This window comes from Telmatobacter bradus (assembly GCF_048629425.1).
Classification (GTDB): Bacteria; Acidobacteriota; Terriglobia; order Terriglobales; family Acidobacteriaceae; genus Telmatobacter; species Telmatobacter bradus.
Map to the genome: position 1 here is coordinate 2,176,499 of NZ_CP184532.1, position 15,364 is coordinate 2,191,862.

The window sequence follows — 15,364 nt, forward strand, 5'->3', positions numbered from 1 at the left end:
ATGCTTATGTAGAAGAAAACAGGCCTCGCCGTCCGCCCTGAATCGGTACGGAGCCGACAAAATCACAGGAGACGAGTGGAAATGGGGGCCTGTTCCATGGTAGGGTGCAACTCTTGTATAGGCTTTTTTTTCGCGTTCCATGGGGACAACCTCTCTGTGAACGTTTTTGGGACAGGTTTTTTGGCTGTCCGGGAGCACTCCAACCCGGTTCTGGCCAGGATTGAACAGGTAAATAAGGATGGCAATGAGCAAAGCACTGGTGATCGTCGAATCTCCGGCCAAGGCGAAGACGATTGAAAAGTATCTTGGCAAGGGCTTTGAGGTGAAGGCCTCGGTGGGCCACATCATGGACCTGCCGAAGAAGGACATCGGCGTTGAGCTGGAAAAGCGGACCTTTGAGCCAGAGCTGATTGTTTCGCCCGGCAAAGAGAAGATCGTCGAACAGTTGAAGAAGTCCGCCGCCAAGGCCGACCAAATCTTTCTGGCACCCGATCCTGACCGTGAGGGTGAGGCCATTGCCTACCATCTTGCGTTGCAGTTGGGAACGACGGAGGAAGCGAAGAAAAAGATCCGCCGCGTGACCTTCAACGAAATCACCAAGAAGGCCGTGCAGGAGGCCTTCAATCACGCCCGTGACATCGACAAGAATCTGGTGGATGCGCAGCAGACCCGCCGCGTGCTCGATCGTCTGGTGGGCTATCAGATTTCGCCGCTGCTCTGGGACAAGGTGCGTCGTGGACTTTCCGCCGGTCGTGTGCAGACCGTGGCCGTGCGTCTGATTGTTGAACGCGAACGCGAAATTGCCGCATTTCAGCCGGTAGAGTACTGGCCCATCGACGCAATTTTGCAGTTCAAGGCCAAGGACAGTGCTCCGTACCTGTTTACAACCCGTTTTGTCGGAATCGCCGGACAGCGTGCAACGGTTGAAACCGTTGGCCAGCCTGCCATGCCGGACGGGCAGTCCGCTCAGGCCGTTGTGCAGGGAGCGTTGAAGGCAGCGTGGGCGGTGCGTTCCTTTGAGAAAAAGGAGCGCAAAAAGTCCCCCTCGGCTCCGTTCACTACAAGCTCTTTGCAGCAGCAGGCCGCGGCGCGACTGGGCTTTAACGTTCGTCGCACCATGGGCGTGGCGCAGCGCTTGTATGAAGGCGTCGACCTTGGCGCGGAAGGCACGACCGGCCTGATCACCTACATGCGTACCGATTCACCGCGTATTGCGCCGGAAGCCGTGGCCAGCGCCCGCGAGTGGGTTACCAAGACGCTCAGTGAGAAGTATCTGCCCGCCAAGCCCAACGTCTACAAGGGCAAGAAGGACGCTCAGGATGCGCACGAAGCCATCCGCCCGACCGACGCGGCTCGCACCCCCGAGTCGATTGCCAAGTATCTCTCCGAGGAGCAGCTCAAGCTCTATCGCCTCATCTGGCAGCGCTTTGTTGCTTCGCAGATGGTTCCCGCTGTTTACGACACGACCACCATCGAGATCGATGCCGTGGGCGACCGTACGTACAACTTCCGCACCACCGGTTCGGTGCTGAAGTTTGAAGGCTATTTGAAGGTATACGGCACCGACGACGAAGAAGAAGATCGTCTGCCGGAGATTCCTCAGGGAGCCAAGCTGGCTATTGCCTCGGATGAGCAGTTGCAGCGCATGGCTGCCGCCGCGCACGGCGCAAAACTGGAGCAGGCGCGCAACAAATATTCCCTCGACGTGGCTCGCATTGAGGAAAAGAACGAGCGCGCGGTAGGCGACGATCCGGTGCTGGAGATTCCCGAATTTGTGGCACCGGAGCTGACTCAGTTCCTGCGTCCCAGCGCGGTGCTGGGGGTGCAAAAGTTTACCGAGCCTTCCCCGCGCTTCAACGAAGCTTCGCTGGTAAAGATTCTGGAAGAAAAGGGAATCGGCCGGCCTTCCACCTATGCTTCGATCATCAACACCATTCAGGACCGCGAATATGTGACCAAGATCAGTGGGCGTTTTTACCCCACCGAAATTGGCGTGGTGGTCTGTGATCTGCTGGTGAAGAATTTCCCCTACATTTTTGATGCCGCCTATACCGCCAAGCTGGAAGAAGAGCTCGACGATATTGAAGGTGGCAAGGAGCAGTGGACCGAGCTGCTGAAGGGCTTCTACCGCAACTTCGAGGGCGAGTTGAAAGACGCCTCGGAGAACATGGAAAACATCAAGCGGATGGAGCAGAAGACCGACGAAAAGTGCGAGCTCTGCGGCTCTCCCTTGTTGCTGAAGTGGGGCAAGTTCGGAACGTTTTTTGCCTGCTCGGCCTACGACAAGAAGAAGAAGGATAGCTGTAGCTTCACCAAGGAGAACCACGCGGCCAAGCCCGACCTGGTGAATACGCCCGAAGGTCAGGACGCCAGCGAGCAGGAAGAGTACTGCGACAATTGCGGCCGGGTGATGATTCTTCGTCGCGGAATCTTTGGGCCCTACATGGCCTGTCCGGGCTACAACGACGATCCTCCGTGCAAGACGATCCGCAAGCTCAGCTCGAAGCAGCAGCAGAAGCAGAACGAGCCCAAGCCCACCGGCGAGGACTGCCCCGAGTGCGGCAAGCCGCTGGTGCTGCGTCAAGGTAGCTACGGTGAGTTTGTCAGCTGCTCCGGCTATCCGAAGTGCAAGTACATCAAGCAGAACCTGATTGAAGGCATGAAGTGTCCGAAGTGCGGCCAGGGCGATTTGGCCGAGCGCAAGGCGCGGCGCGGCAACGTCTTCTGGGGCTGCACCAACTATCCCAAGTGCGACTTTACCTCTAACCTGAAGCCGGTGGCCAAAAAGTGCCCCGAGTGCAAGAGTCCCTACCTCGTCGAGAAGGTGCTCAAGAGCGGAATCTTCCTGGAGTGCCCCAACAAGAAGAAGTCTGCCGAGGAAGAGGGCGCGCCCAAGAAGCGGACGAAGAAGGCGGCCGTCGTCGCTGCCGCCGAGGAAAAGCTCGCCGTAGTCTGCTCGTACTCCAAGCGCATTGGCGATGCGCCGCCCCCGTCGCCCAAGCCTACCGCCGCCACCCACGGTCCGGTGGTTGAGGAGGAGCAGCCGGCGTAAGCGAGAGAGAGCGTACGAGTGAAAGAGATTATTCTCATCGGCGGCCCCAATGGCGCAGGCAAGACAAGCACTGCGCGTGAGTTGTTACCGGTTTTTTTTGCGGACTCCGAGTACCTGAACGCCGATGAGATTGCTCGCAATATTTCTCCATAAAATGTTGATTCTGCGTCGTTTGCTTCTGGCAGAGTGCTGATCGAGCGCATGCGCTGGCTGGTTTCCCGCGGCCAGTGCTTTGCACTTGAAACCACATGTTCTGGAAAGTCTTACATTCCTCTGCTTCGTGAATGCAGAAAACAGGGATGGAGGATTTCACTTCTCTATCTCTGGCTGAATACGCCGGAAGCATCGCTGTTAGGCGTCCAGAAACGGGTTGCTTCTGGAGGTCATAGCATTCCAGCGGAGGCAATTCAGCGCCGTTTCAAGAGCGGAGTGGCGAATATGCTGAATCTTTATTTGCCGCTGGCGAATGACGCAGAGATTTACGATGATACGGACAGGAATAGAATTCTGGTTGCCGAAAAGCGAAACGATGGCAACGTTCTGGTTCATGATCCTGCTGTGTGGAATCTCATGAAGGAGGCCGCTCGATGAGCATGATGAGATCGGACTACATTCACGCTGCCATGCATAAGGCTCTTGCCGAGGTAGATCGTCAGTTGGCCTCTGGCGAACTCGATCAGTCGGGCCGCTTCTGGACCGACGAGGAACTGGCGCAGATGTTGGCCGCTCAAGAGGCCAAAAAGGCTGTCGCCGACTCCAAGGCCCCGGCTGCCTGAATTCTGCCGGACCGATTTCACCCCCTGCCTTTACGTCTGCCAAATCTCTTCTCCTGTTTCATGTCCGCTGCAAGCTGCTACGATAGCAACGCAATGGAAAATAATGGAGAACAGATTATGGAAAGCATGCTCGCCACCCCGGCAGATGCGCAGATCATCCTTAAGCTCTATGAGTTGCGCACCGAGGCTGGGATGCGTCAGGCGCGGGCCTGGATCACTGGCGAGTTCTGGCCGAAGACCATTGAGGAGTTTGCGGCGGTGGCCGAGAATCCAGCCGATCCGCACAATCCTTGGCTGCGTCAGGTCATCAGCTACTGGGAGATGGCCGCGGCCATGGTTCTGCACGGCGCCGTCTCGGCCGATCTGTTCGTGGATTGCAATGGCGAGGGATTCTTCCTTTTGGCCAAATTTGCGCCCATTCTGAATGCGATTCGGGAGAAGAACCCGACCTTCCTGGCCAAGACTTCGCAACTGGTCATGCGTCTTGGTTCGGCCGCGCAACGCTATGAGGCGATTGCCCGGCGGGTTGAGGCGCAGCGCAGCAAGCTCGGCTGAGGGCAGAGCTTCCCGGCTTCAGCCGGGAGGGACAGATGGTTCTTTTCCAGTGTGATTTTTCTATGGGAAAGATCCTTTCTGTCGTAGGATGGCGGAAAGATCGGGATTTCCAGGGAGGTTTGGATGCGTCGATTCTGTCTGCTTCTGGTGATGATGCTCAGCTTCGGCAGTCTCTTTGCTGCGGCCACTGATTCCAGCAAGGTCAATGGCTGGATCTCGGATTCGATGTGCGGAGCCAAACACGTGGGCCAAAGCCCAAAATGCGCTCAGGAATGTATCCAGTCGATGGGTGCCAAGCCGGTTTTTGTTGATGAAGCCAAAAAAGCTGTTTGGAACATCGATAATCCAGATGCCGTCAAGGCCTTCTATGGGGAGCATGTGGTGGTGGCCGCAATCCTGGATGAAGCGAAGAAAAGCGTTCATGTTGAGTCGATTACCGTTCTGAAGTAAGGCCATCTACCGGCCGCTGCAGCAACCGGTTTCTTTTTGAAATGTCTCTCTGTTTTTGTCTCGCAATCGTTCCTGAACTCTGCTACTGTCTTATGCAATCCTGGAGCAGGCGCATACAGGCGGCTGAGTTCAGGATGAATCTGTTTTTTTGGAACCGATATGGCACGAGCTATCTGGAATGGCAAAGTGATTGCTGAAAGCGACACGACAGAAACCGTGGAGGGAAACGTCTACTTTCCGGAGTCGAGCCTGAAGCGAGAGTATTTCCGCACCAGCAGTACCACCTCGACCTGTCCCTGGAAGGGATTGGCCCGCTACATGACCCTGGTCATCGACGGGCAGGACAATCAGGATGCTGCCTGGTTTTATCCGGACCCCAAGCCGGCTGCGCGTAAAATCAAAGGTTATGTCGCCTTCTGGCGCGGGGTTGATATTGAGCCGTAAGTAGAGCCCTTCGTTTTTTTGTCATATAGATATATTTCATGAATTTATAGCCTGAAAACAGGAAGTGATTTCTGTTTCGCATTTATATATTTACTCTTGAATGTCCACTCGTTCGAGAGGGACTCTCTGTGTCTAAATGGGACAGATACAGGGATTTTTCACAGGAATACTTTGCCCCCTTGTTTTGGCTTGACTCGGGGCGAATACAATGTACAAAGAATCGAAGGCCAATCTGCACCCATTTCCGCTCGAAAATAAGGACTTACACAATCCTTATAGGGAAATTGCCACACGGGTAACATGGGAGGTGCTTGCTTTCGTCTAAATGAACAGAAACATGAGAACATCTTTGGCGATCCCCACTGCGGAAAAAATCGAAATGCTACGGTCAAGCGACTGGCGCTGATGGCGCTGTTAGCCTTTCTCCTGCGCCTGATGATTACCCCATACATCAATGACCTGATGAGTCCCGAGCACATCCTGTGCTGGGAGCAGGGAAATACCGCTGCGGCGCTGGTGCACGGGCTTGGATTTGGCAGCCCATTTGATGCGCACTACCAGCCTTCGGCAGTCATGCCACCGGTTTTTCCGCTGATCCTTGCCGCCATCTTCAAGGTCTTTGGTGTGCGTACGGTGGCTTCGGTCTATGCTGTGCATGTTTTTGATTGCCTGATTTCAGCGTTGGCTATTTTTCCCATCTTCCTGGTGGCCCGCAATAGTTTCGGGGAAAAAACCGGCAGGTGGACGGCCTGGGCGTGGGTCTTTTCACCCTACGGCATCTATTTTGCGGCCGAGTGGCCGTGGTCCACGCATCTGCTGCTGCTGGCGCTCTGCTGGTTGCTCTATCTGGCGCAGAAGATGGAAGGCGACAGCCGTCTGCTGTTATGGGCTGGCTTCGGTCTTCTGGCTGGAGTGACGGCTCTGACCGAGCCCTCGGTGTTGACGGTGGTTCCGTTTTTGATGCTGCTGGCTGCCTGGAGGCTTTGGCGCGCCGGCAAACGCTGGCTGATGCCTGGTCTGGTGGCTTCGGTTGTCATGTGGGCGGCCATTTCGCCATGGCTGATCCGCAATGCCATGGTTTTCCATAAGTTCATTCCGATGCGCGACAGCATGGGGCTGGAATTGTGGATGGGCAACAATGGCTCCAACCTGCGCTGGACCAGCGACGACATTCATCCGTTGCACGACCCGCAGGAGCAAGCCGACTATGACCGCGACGAAATGGCCTACATGGCGCACAAGTCGGTGCAGGCCAAGGCTTATATTGCACAGCATCCTGGCTGGTACGCCGGCATGTGCGTTCGCCGCGCGGTCTACATCTGGACCGGTTTCTGGAGCCTCAACAAGACCTATATGGCTGAAGAGCCGATGGATCTGCCGAATATCCCTTTTGCCACCGGTTTGTCGGTACTGGGCATTGCCGGTTTGGTGCTGGCCTGGCGCAAGCATCGCTATGACGCAATCCGTTTCGGTGGCGTAATGTTCCTGTTTCCGTTGATGTACTACTTCTCACATCCGGAGCCTTACCATCTGCGCCCGCTCGATCCGCTGATTGCCATGCTTGGCTGCCATGCGGTTCTTACTTGGCGCAGCTGGGCCAAAGAAAATGTACACAATAAAGAAAAGCTGTTGACCATCGTCACCGTTGAGTCCTAGAGCGGTTCTCCAATAGATGTAGCCCTTTCGAAACCGTACAGGGTGGCTTTTTCTTTATTTTTACTGCGGGCGCATGGATGCATTCCATGCGCCCGTTGTGCATTTGCCGGTGATTTTCCGGGAGAGAGTTTCCTGCCAGTTTCCCGCACGCGACTGTCTTGATTCTCATTGATCTTTAGTGTTCACAATTACTTCTATCCGCGTAGTAAACTTGCCCTAACTCAGCTCAGGAGCATGATTTTCATGCATGTTGTCTTCGCGTCCTCGGAGTGTGTTCCTTTTGCCAAAACCGGTGGTCTGGCTGATGTGGTGGGTGCTTTGGGGCCGGAGTTGGTCAATCTTGGTCATCGGGTGACGGTCTATCTGCCGTTGTATACGCGGGTACGCAGGTTCATCGAGGGCGAGCCAAAGCTGGCGATTCCGTCGCTGACCATCCCTTTCAGCCACTACAACCGTTTTGTGAAGATTGTGGATGGTGGCCAGCGTCAGGGGGTGCAGATCTACTTTGTGGATTGCCCCGAGCTCTTTGACCGGCCGGAGCTCTACGGCACCCGGGAGGGCGATTACGGCGACAATGCCGAGCGCTTTGGCCTCTACTGCCGGGCTGTACTGGAAGCAACCAAGCAACTGGGTGTGCCCGACGTCTTTCACGCACACGACTGGCAGGCGGCGATGCTGCCCATCTATCTGCGCACGGTCTATGCTCATGACCCGGTTCTGGCCAAGTGCGGCGTGGTTTTTACCATTCATAATGCGGCCTATCAGGGAAAATTTCCGGCCCAGACCACCGAGCAACTGCTGTTGCCCTGGGAGGTCTTCAGCATGGATCGCGTGGAGCACTACGACAGCTTCAACTTCCTGAAGGGCGCGCTGGTTTACTCCGATCTGCTGACTACGGTCAGTAGCAAATATGCCGAGGAGATTCAGACGCCGGAGTTTGGCGAGTCGCTGGATGGCGTGCTGCACAACCGGGCTGCCGATCTGCGCGGCATTTTGAATGGTGTGGATTATGCGCAGTGGAATCCGGCCACCGACCGCAATCTGGTCGCCCACTACACGCCGGAGAATCTGGCGGGCAAACAGGTTTGCCGTGAAGATCTGCTGCAGGCGTTTCACCTGAGCGAAATCAGCAAAACAACGCCGGTGATTGGCATTGTTTCGCGTTTTGCCACGCAAAAGGGCTTTGACATGGTGGCCGAGATCAGCGAGGCGCTTGCTGGCCGCGATCTGGTGGTGGTGGCGCAGGGAAGCGGTGAGCCGCTTTACGAGAGATTTTTCCGGGCGTGGACCTCGCGTAGCCCGGCGAATATACGAGTAGAGGTGCGCTACGACGAGGCGCTGGCGCACAAAATCGAGGCCGGATCCGACATCTTCCTGATGCCTTCGCGCTACGAACCCTGCGGACTGAACCAGATCTACTCGCTCAAGTATGGTACCGTGCCCGTGGTGCGCGCTACCGGTGGGCTGGACGACACCATTGACGAATGGAACCCCGCGCAGGGGACTGGAACCGGCTTCAAATTCTACGGCTACAATCCGTGGGATCTGCTGGCGGCCATCGACCGCGCGCTCACCGCCTTCCAGGACAAGCAGGGCTGGCAGAAGCTGATGCGCAACGGCATGGCCCGCACCTACGACTGGGCCACTCCGGCCCGGGAGTACGTCAAGGTCTATGAAGAGGCGGCGGGAAAGAATCGGTAAGGCAGCTTCCAGCCTCTAGCTGCCAGCTTTTAGCTACTCGCTCTCTGCTCTCTGCCGTCAGCTCATTGTGCGAACTGAATCTGTATGGGCTCCTGTATGCTGCAGCGAAAGCCCGCGCCGTAGGCGCAGCACAGGTTAGCCCCACGTTTCAACGTGGGGAAAGCAACGCCACAAACTCACAGAGTCCCAGGACGGCGCAAATCTCAACCCAAAATCCAGGCAACGCCACGCGAAGCGATCAGCCCCACCGCAGGTGGTTCTGTAGGGACGATGCAAGCCTTCCACATGAACTCTGTTGTGCCACGCGAAGCAGTTGGCCCCACCGCAGGTGGTCCGGGACGATGCAAGCCTTCCACATAAACTCTGTTGTGCCACGCGAAGCAGTTGGCCCCACCGCAGGTGGTCCGGGACGATGCAAGCCTTCCACATGAACTCTGTTGTGCCACGCGAAGCAGTTGGCCCCACCGCAGGTGGTCCGGGACGATGCAAGTCTTCCACATAAACTCTGTTGTGCCACGCGAAGCAGTTGGCCCCACCGCAGGTGGTCCGGGACGATGCAAGTCTTCCACATAAACTCTGTTGTGCCACGCGAAGCAGTTGGCCCCACCGCAGGTGGCAGGTGGTTTCAGGGAAACAGAAAAGCCGCCCTCTCGGGCGGCTTTTTTCATGCTTGCAAGCTGGCTAAAACTACGCCTTTACGTGCTCGGCGCGGACGTCGTTGGCGGTGAACAGGCTCAGGAAGGGCGCGCCATGGGCAGCGGCTTCCACGGCGGGGCGGCCGTTGGCCTCTTCGCGCTCGACGATGCAGACGATGGCGGCGATCTTCATGCCGGCTTCCACTGCGGCCTGGGCGGCGTTGATGGTGGAGCCGCCGGTGGTGCAGACGTCATCGACGATGACCACGCTGGCGCCTTCCTTGCAGAAGCCCTCCACGCGGCGGCCGGTGCCGTGGTCCTTGGCGGCTTTGCGTACCAGAAAGCCATTCAGCACGGGAATGCCGGGGTGAGTAATGGCGCGCCATGCGCTGGCCGTGGCCACGTTGGAGACGATGGGGTCAGCGCCCATCGTCAGGCCGCCGACGGCATCGGCCTGAATGCCGTTGGCCTCAAGCAGCTCAAGGATGGCGTGGCCGGTCAGGCGGCCGCCCTCGGCGTCGAGCGTGGTGATGCGGCAATCAACGTAGTAATCGCTGGTGGCGCCGCTGGCCAGGGTGAACTGGCCGAGCTTGAAGCTCTTGCGGGCCAGAATCTCAAGAAGCTGCTGGGCGTGAGTCTTGGTGATCATCACTCTTGATTGTAAGGGAAATGGGGTTGCGATAGGGAAGGGGGGAAGTTTTTAAGCGTGCGAGTCAGCGAGTCGGCAAGACAGCAAGTCTGCTGTCAGCTTTTAATGTATTGCTTCCCCACCCTAGCCGCAAAAACAAAGACGCGGCGAGGGTGGGGCACCCGAAAATCTTGGGGTTGGGCCCGGAGAGTCGAGGGTGGGCACCCGGACCTTCGTCCTGGAAGAGTTGCTTAGGACCAGTAGCTGCGATCGAGGGTGCGGTACTGAATGGCTTCGGCCAGATGGGGAACTTCCAGATGCTCCGCGCCTTCCAGATCGGCGATGGTGCGGGCGACCTTCAGAATGCGGTCGTGGGCGCGGGCGGTCAGGCCCTGCTGGAGCATGGCGCGCTCCAGAAGCCGCTCGGCGTCGGCATTCAGCTCGCAGTTGGCGCGGATCTGGCGGGTATTCATCTGGGCGTTGGCGTAGATTTTATCTTTGGTTTTGGCAAAACGCTGGCGCTGGCGTTCGCGGGCCGTCATCACGCGGGCGCGAATCTGCGCGGAGTTTTCCGTGGCCGCCCCGCCCCGCAGCTCCTTGTACTGCACCGCTGGAACCTCGACGTGAATGTCGATGCGGTCGAGCAGCGGGCCGGAAATTTTGGCTACATAGCGCTGAATCATCGGTGGCGTGCAGCTACACTCGCGGGATTTGCTGTTGAAGTAGCCGCAGGGGCATGGATTCATGGAGCCAATCAGCATGAAACGCGCCGGAAAGCTGAGCGACATGCTGGCCCGGGCGATGGTCACGGTGTGATCTTCGAGGGGTTGGCGCATGACTTCAAGCACGTTGCGCGGAAATTCCGGCAGCTCGTCGAGGAAGAGCAGGCCGTTGTGGGCAAGAGAAACTTCGCCGGGCCGGGGCATGACACCGCCGCCGATCAGGCCAGCATCGCTGATGGTGTGGTGCGGCGAGCGGAAGGGCCGCTGGGTGACCAGCCCCTGCGCATTGTCGAGTACGCCGGCTACGGAGTGAATTTTGGTGGTTTCCAGCGCTTCCTCAAAGGTGAGCGGCGCCAGAATCGAGGGCAGGCGTTTGGCCAACATGGTTTTGCCGGAGCCGGGCGGGCCGATCATCAGCAGGTTGTGGCTGCCGGCGGCGGCCACTTCGAGGGCGCGCTTGGCGGTTTGTTGGCCGCGCACGTCGCTGAAGTCGACGGCAAAGTGTTCCAGTTCGCCGAGCAGTTTGCGGGAGTCGATGCGGAAGGGCTCGCGCTGAATGTGGCCGACCACCGAGCTGTTGAGCAGGTCCAGTACGTCGCTGAGCGAGCTGACCGGATAGACGCTTACGCCCTCCACTACGGCGGCCTCGGCAGCGTTGGCGGAGGGCAGCAGCAGGTTGGCAATGCCTTTTTCCCGGGCCAGAATGGCAATGGGCAGTACCCCGGAGATCGGGCGCAGGCTGCCATCGAGGCCCAGTTCGCCAATGAACAGGAACTGGCTCAGGTCGTGGACGCGCAGCGAACCGTAAGCGCCCAGAATGCCGATGGCGATGGGCAGATCAAAGCCCGAGCCTTCCTTTTTGAGGTCGGCTGGGGCCAGATTGATGGTGAGGATGGAGGAGGGAAGCAGGTAGCCGGAGTTCTTGATGGCCGAGCGCACCCGGTCGCGGCTTTCACGGACGGCGGCATCGGGCAGGCCAACGGTGTGGAAGATCTCCTTGTCGCTGGCCGCACCGCCGTAGTCCACCTCAACGTCGATGAGGTGGGCATTGATGCCGTAAACTGCTGCACTGAGCGTCTTGAAAAGCATGGAATTCAGGTCGCAGCGAGTGTAGCAGAAGAATCCCGCAGGGCCTCGATTTTTCTGCTTTTACGCTGTCGTAATCTCCTCGGCGAGGGCCTGGGCGGCGGCAATGCACTGGGCGCGGCTGACGTCGCGGTGCGTCACCAGACGCAGGGCTCCGGGAGTGAAGGTGCTCAGCAGGATGCCGCGCTGCTTGAGCCGTGCCGCCAGCTCGGGCGCGCCTTTGCCCGCTTTCAGGTGGAAGATCACGATGTTGGTTTCCACTTCCTTCAGCTTGATGGAAACCGGATCGAGTGTGGACAGCGCCTCGGCCAGCAGACGGGCGTTGGCGTGGTCTTCCTGCAGGCGCTTGGGGCCTTCTTCCAGCGCAATCAGTCCGGCGGCCGCCAGAATGCCTGCCTGACGCATGCCGCCGCCCAGGGCCTTGCGATAGAGCCGGGCCTGCTCGATCTGCTCAGCAGAGCCAGCCAGCATGGAGCCAACCGGTGCGCCCAGACCCTTGGACAGGCAGAACATCACCGTATCGAAGCCACGGGTGAGCGTCTTCACGTCCACGCCGAGCGCTACCGAAGCGTTGAAGATGCGTGCGCCATCCAGGTGGGTAGGGATTTTTCTTTCCTTTGCACCGGCCCAGATCTCTTCGAGCACTGGAAGCGGCGTACAACGGCCTCCCGCGAGGTTGGCGGTGTTTTCAATCTCGATCAGGCCAGTGGCGGCATGCAGACCGCTGCGCGTTTTGATGGCCGGTTCAATCTCTTTCCAGGTAAGAATGCCGGTGGCGGCAGGAACGGCGCGGATGAGGCAGCCGCTGAAGACGGCGGCGGTGGCCATCTCCCAGTCGAGGATGTGGGAACGGGCCTCGCAGAGCACCTCTTGCCCGGGCTGCGTATGCAGGCGGGTGGCAATCTGGTTGCCCATGGTTCCGGTGGGCACAAACAGCGCCGCCTCGCGGCCCAGGAGCTCGGCTGCACGCTTCTCCAGTAGGTTTACGGTGGGGTCTTCGCCGTAAACGTCGTCGCCTACCTCGGCCGTGGCCATGGCGGCACGCATTTCCTCGCTCGGCCGGGTCACGGTATCCGAACGCAAATCGATAATTTCCTGCATTGAATCGCCTCCGTTGTTATTGTGCACGGTCGGGGGCGTGCGGCTCAATTCCTGATAGAAGAGCCAGTCTTCTGGCGAATTTTGATTCCTGCCGTAAATATTCTAGAGACGAAGTTCGTGCTCTCCCACCCTAGCCACAAAAACAAAGGCGTGGCTAGGGCCTGTTCACGTTCCTCAGGCCATCCACCTGCGGAACGTCAACGGGCCCTAGGGCACCCAAAGAGTCGTGGTATTTGTTTCACGAAAGCTAAGAGCTGGAAGCTAGGAACTGGAAGCTGCCTTTACGGAATCTGCTTCATTTCGAGCGCCATGATGGGCGTCTGCTTGCCCTTGGTCGAGGCGATGGCCCACAGACCATGGAAGTTCTGGCGCAGGCCCGGCTGGGCCTTGAGGAAGGCGCTCAATACGGTCTGCGCCTCGGTGCGCTGCACCGAGGGGTCCGTGACGCCGGTGGATTCATAGACGACGGCCAGATCGGGCTGGCGCAGAGTGCCGTCAAAGAGCACGGAGTCGATCTTCCAGATGCGCTCGCCATCCTGAATCGCGTAGGGGAAGGCAGCCTGCGGACCGTTGGGAATCTGGGCCTGCTCCTGATGGAGTTTGTCCAGATTCGGCGAACTGAGAAAGTCGACCGGCAGCAGCAGGTAGCGGGCGGCCTCGTAGAGGTACCATGCGCTCCAGCCGTCCACGGCGGCCAGCGAACGGGAGCGCGACCAGTACCAGACGCCGTCATGGCCGTCGAAGGAGCCCTGCCGTAGCGAAAGTCCGCCAAGCTTCCAGGCGGAGCCGTCCCAGGCCAGGATCATGCTCAACTGGCCGGCCAGCGGCGCGCCCTCGGCGTCGGCCAGCAGCACGGCATAACGGCCCGGGGGCAGCGCCTGCATGTTCATGGTCACGGTGATGGAACCGCTCTGGTTGGAGCAGAAGAACTGGGTGTCGGCGGCAGCGGTGAGGCTGGTGGCGTCCAGCAGGTAGAGGCTGCGCAGCTTGGGGTGGCCATTCTTGAGCAGATCGCCGGATTGCTCGACGGCGGTGTGAATGCCCGTCCACGCATCGGCTTCGGCGGGCAGCAGCGCGGCCTGTAGGGTCGTGTTGTCCTGATTGAAGACGGCCTGCGTCAGACGGCTGGCAGCCGCACTGAGTGAGGCATGATCGGCCGCCGAGAGCTCGGCAGAGGAGACACAACTGACAGCATGGGCTACCGCAGGCAGAAGGCCCAGAGCAAGTACCCAAACAGCAATCCAACGCATGCGAAACTTCATTTTCTCTTCCACGCAGCTCTGCTCCATGGCGCGCCTGACTTTTGAGCGAATGGCGGCCACTGCTAGTCTATTCTGTGTACGGCCCGGCAGACCACACTGTGTTTCTGCCAGACCCCCCCCGGGAGCCCTGCTGATGCGCACGAACGAATTGCCGCTGTCCACGATGAACCGACTGACTGCCAGCACCGGCCGCCGCTGGGCATCCCTTCTGCTTTTGACGGTTCTTGTTCTCATTCCGGCTCTACATGGCCAGCAGGAAGGTGCAAGTACGGCTACGCCCGCGACCAAAGCTGTGGCATCCACACATAAAAGCGCGGCGCACAAAAAAGCTGCGGGCAAAAAGGCCAAAGCTGCGGCCAAGTCAGCTGAACCGGCTCCCGAAACCATAAAGCCAGCCGTGCCGGTGGAAGCGCCCAAGCCGGACTGGCCCGCGAACGACCCGCCAAAGACCGCGACGGTGAGCTGGAATGCCAGTGGTTTGCGGATTGAGGCGCAGAACGCCAGCCTGAAGCAGATTCTGAACGACGTGGAGACGGCAACCGGAACCAGCATCGACGGCCTGGGCAAGGATGAGCGGGTTTTTGGCACCTTCGGCCCCGGACCGGCGCGTGACGTACTGACGCACTTGCTGGAAGGCACCGGCTACAACATCGTGATGGTGGGCGACCAGGGCGGAGGCAATCCGCGTCAGATCGAACTGACCCTGCACAACGCCAAAGATGGTGGGGCGGCGAATGCAGGTGGTGCGAACAATAGCCATAGTGAGGACGACGACGCCGACGTGGAGCCGGAAGAACCTCAGCAGCCGCCGGCGGGACACAACGGGGCAAATGGCGGTCCGAACGGTGCTCAGGGAAACGGCCCGGGCAATGGACGGCCGCCCATGCAGGGCCAAACGCCGCCTCCGGGGCAGAATTCTCCGCAGTAGTAGCGCAGCTTTGCAGGCAAAGTGGAGCGGTGGCCTGATCTTTTGGGATTGGGCACCCAACGGCATGGGGGTTGATTTGCCGGGTGAAAGCGAGTTCCCTTGAGGAATTCTTTCAGATAGGGATTTTGCGGGGGAGAGAGAAGAAACCTTGGCAGAAAGCCCAGCGGGGGACCAGGCCAGTCTGCGGTTTATCAAAAAATAATAATTATTAAAGAGCCTGAGCAACCTCGCCCTGCGGTTTGACCACCGGTTTAGCCTGCGGGCGCATCAGGGCAAAACCAGCTTTCAAAATGCCGTATGCTGCAAGAATGCCGAACGCCATCGAGCCTGCCGACGCGCAGATCAGCACTATCAGATTCATTCCATCG

General features: G+C 58.8%; 15 protein-coding genes. 10 read left to right on the forward strand and 5 right to left on the reverse strand.

Annotation, left to right across the window (positions count from 1 at the left end; genetic code table 11):
- Positions 1 to 244: 244 nt before the first annotated feature.
- The 9 genes from topA to glgA all read left to right on the forward strand — a co-directional run bounded on the left by topA (position 245) and on the right by glgA (position 8,634).
- Entirely contained in the window at positions 245 to 3,052 is a 2,808-nt protein-coding gene (gene topA / locus ACOBR2_RS09180; RefSeq protein ID WP_420239716.1) for a type I DNA topoisomerase, read from the forward strand.
- Positions 3,053 to 3,070: 18 nt separating this feature from the next.
- A complete protein-coding gene (locus tag ACOBR2_RS09185) occupies positions 3,071 to 3,205 on the forward strand; it encodes a hypothetical protein (RefSeq protein WP_420239717.1) in 135 nt (44 codons plus the stop codon).
- A gap of 33 nt (positions 3,206 to 3,238) precedes the next feature.
- Complete coding sequence (locus tag ACOBR2_RS09190; protein WP_420239718.1) at positions 3,239 to 3,643, forward strand: hypothetical protein; 405 nt, start codon at positions 3,239 to 3,241, stop codon at positions 3,641 to 3,643.
- On the forward strand, positions 3,640 to 3,828 hold the full coding sequence (locus tag ACOBR2_RS09195; protein WP_420239719.1) for a hypothetical protein: 189 nt from the start codon (positions 3,640 to 3,642) through the stop codon (positions 3,826 to 3,828). The genes ACOBR2_RS09190 and ACOBR2_RS09195 overlap by 4 nt, the downstream gene beginning before the upstream one ends.
- Before the next feature lie 117 nt (positions 3,829 to 3,945).
- Positions 3,946 to 4,383, forward strand: coding sequence for a DUF4760 domain-containing protein (locus tag ACOBR2_RS09200; RefSeq protein WP_420239720.1), 438 nt, complete (start codon positions 3,946 to 3,948; stop codon positions 4,381 to 4,383).
- A gap of 123 nt (positions 4,384 to 4,506) precedes the next feature.
- On the forward strand, positions 4,507 to 4,833 hold the full coding sequence (locus ACOBR2_RS09205; RefSeq protein ID WP_420239721.1) for a hypothetical protein: 327 nt from the start codon (positions 4,507 to 4,509) through the stop codon (positions 4,831 to 4,833).
- 159 nt (positions 4,834 to 4,992) lie between these two features.
- Entirely contained in the window at positions 4,993 to 5,277 is a 285-nt protein-coding gene (locus ACOBR2_RS09210; RefSeq protein ID WP_420239722.1) for a DUF427 domain-containing protein, read from the forward strand.
- A gap of 300 nt (positions 5,278 to 5,577) precedes the next feature.
- Complete coding sequence (locus ACOBR2_RS09215) at positions 5,578 to 6,933, forward strand: ArnT family glycosyltransferase (RefSeq protein WP_420239723.1); 1,356 nt, start codon at positions 5,578 to 5,580, stop codon at positions 6,931 to 6,933.
- A 243-nt stretch (positions 6,934 to 7,176) separates the two neighbouring features.
- Complete coding sequence (gene glgA, locus ACOBR2_RS09220) at positions 7,177 to 8,634, forward strand: glycogen synthase GlgA (protein WP_420239724.1); 1,458 nt, start codon at positions 7,177 to 7,179, stop codon at positions 8,632 to 8,634.
- Between the two features lie 687 nt (positions 8,635 to 9,321).
- On the opposite strand, the gene pyrE is transcribed toward glgA, so the two are convergent.
- The 4 genes from pyrE to ACOBR2_RS09240 all read right to left on the reverse strand — a co-directional run bounded on the left by pyrE (position 9,322) and on the right by ACOBR2_RS09240 (position 14,068).
- Positions 9,322 to 9,918: an orotate phosphoribosyltransferase gene (pyrE, locus tag ACOBR2_RS09225; protein WP_420239725.1), complete on the reverse strand. Its 597-nt coding sequence runs from the start codon at positions 9,916 to 9,918 to the stop codon at positions 9,322 to 9,324.
- A gap of 230 nt (positions 9,919 to 10,148) precedes the next feature.
- On the reverse strand, positions 10,149 to 11,708 hold the full coding sequence (locus ACOBR2_RS09230) for a YifB family Mg chelatase-like AAA ATPase (protein WP_420239726.1): 1,560 nt from the start codon (positions 11,706 to 11,708) through the stop codon (positions 10,149 to 10,151).
- 60 nt (positions 11,709 to 11,768) lie between these two features.
- On the reverse strand, positions 11,769 to 12,806 hold the full coding sequence (locus ACOBR2_RS09235) for a threonine aldolase family protein (protein WP_420239727.1): 1,038 nt from the start codon (positions 12,804 to 12,806) through the stop codon (positions 11,769 to 11,771).
- Positions 12,807 to 13,087: 281 nt separating this feature from the next.
- On the reverse strand, positions 13,088 to 14,068 hold the full coding sequence (locus ACOBR2_RS09240; RefSeq protein ID WP_420239728.1) for a hypothetical protein: 981 nt from the start codon (positions 14,066 to 14,068) through the stop codon (positions 13,088 to 13,090).
- A 133-nt stretch (positions 14,069 to 14,201) separates the two neighbouring features.
- Between ACOBR2_RS09240 and ACOBR2_RS09245 the strand changes: the two genes are divergently transcribed.
- A complete protein-coding gene (locus ACOBR2_RS09245; protein WP_420239729.1) occupies positions 14,202 to 14,996 on the forward strand; it encodes a hypothetical protein in 795 nt (264 codons plus the stop codon).
- A 208-nt stretch (positions 14,997 to 15,204) separates the two neighbouring features.
- On the opposite strand, the gene ACOBR2_RS09250 is transcribed toward ACOBR2_RS09245, so the two are convergent.
- Positions 15,205 to 15,357, reverse strand: coding sequence for a hypothetical protein (locus ACOBR2_RS09250; RefSeq protein ID WP_420239730.1), 153 nt, complete (start codon positions 15,355 to 15,357; stop codon positions 15,205 to 15,207).
- Between the last annotated feature and the right edge of the window lie 7 nt (positions 15,358 to 15,364).

Coding starts and splice junctions, on each gene's coding strand:
- topA (WP_420239716.1), top strand. CDS start 245: ATGAGCAAAGCACTGGTGATCGTCGAATCTCCGGCCAAGGCGAAGACG.
- ACOBR2_RS09195 (WP_420239719.1), top strand. CDS start 3,640: ATGAGCATGATGAGATCGGACTACATTCACGCTGCCATGCATAAGGCT.
- ACOBR2_RS09200 (WP_420239720.1), top strand. CDS start 3,946: ATGGAAAGCATGCTCGCCACCCCGGCAGATGCGCAGATCATCCTTAAG.
- ACOBR2_RS09205 (WP_420239721.1), top strand. CDS start 4,507: ATGCGTCGATTCTGTCTGCTTCTGGTGATGATGCTCAGCTTCGGCAGT.
- ACOBR2_RS09210 (WP_420239722.1), top strand. CDS start 4,993: ATGGCACGAGCTATCTGGAATGGCAAAGTGATTGCTGAAAGCGACACG.
- ACOBR2_RS09215 (WP_420239723.1), top strand. CDS start 5,578: ATGGGAGGTGCTTGCTTTCGTCTAAATGAACAGAAACATGAGAACATC.
- glgA (WP_420239724.1), top strand. CDS start 7,177: ATGCATGTTGTCTTCGCGTCCTCGGAGTGTGTTCCTTTTGCCAAAACC.
- pyrE (WP_420239725.1), bottom strand. CDS start 9,918: ATGATCACCAAGACTCACGCCCAGCAGCTTCTTGAGATTCTGGCCCGC.
- ACOBR2_RS09230 (WP_420239726.1), bottom strand. CDS start 11,708: ATGCTTTTCAAGACGCTCAGTGCAGCAGTTTACGGCATCAATGCCCAC.
- ACOBR2_RS09235 (WP_420239727.1), bottom strand. CDS start 12,806: ATGCAGGAAATTATCGATTTGCGTTCGGATACCGTGACCCGGCCGAGC.
- ACOBR2_RS09240 (WP_420239728.1), bottom strand. CDS start 14,068: ATGAAGTTTCGCATGCGTTGGATTGCTGTTTGGGTACTTGCTCTGGGC.
- ACOBR2_RS09245 (WP_420239729.1), top strand. CDS start 14,202: ATGCGCACGAACGAATTGCCGCTGTCCACGATGAACCGACTGACTGCC.
- ACOBR2_RS09250 (WP_420239730.1), bottom strand. CDS start 15,357: ATGAATCTGATAGTGCTGATCTGCGCGTCGGCAGGCTCGATGGCGTTC.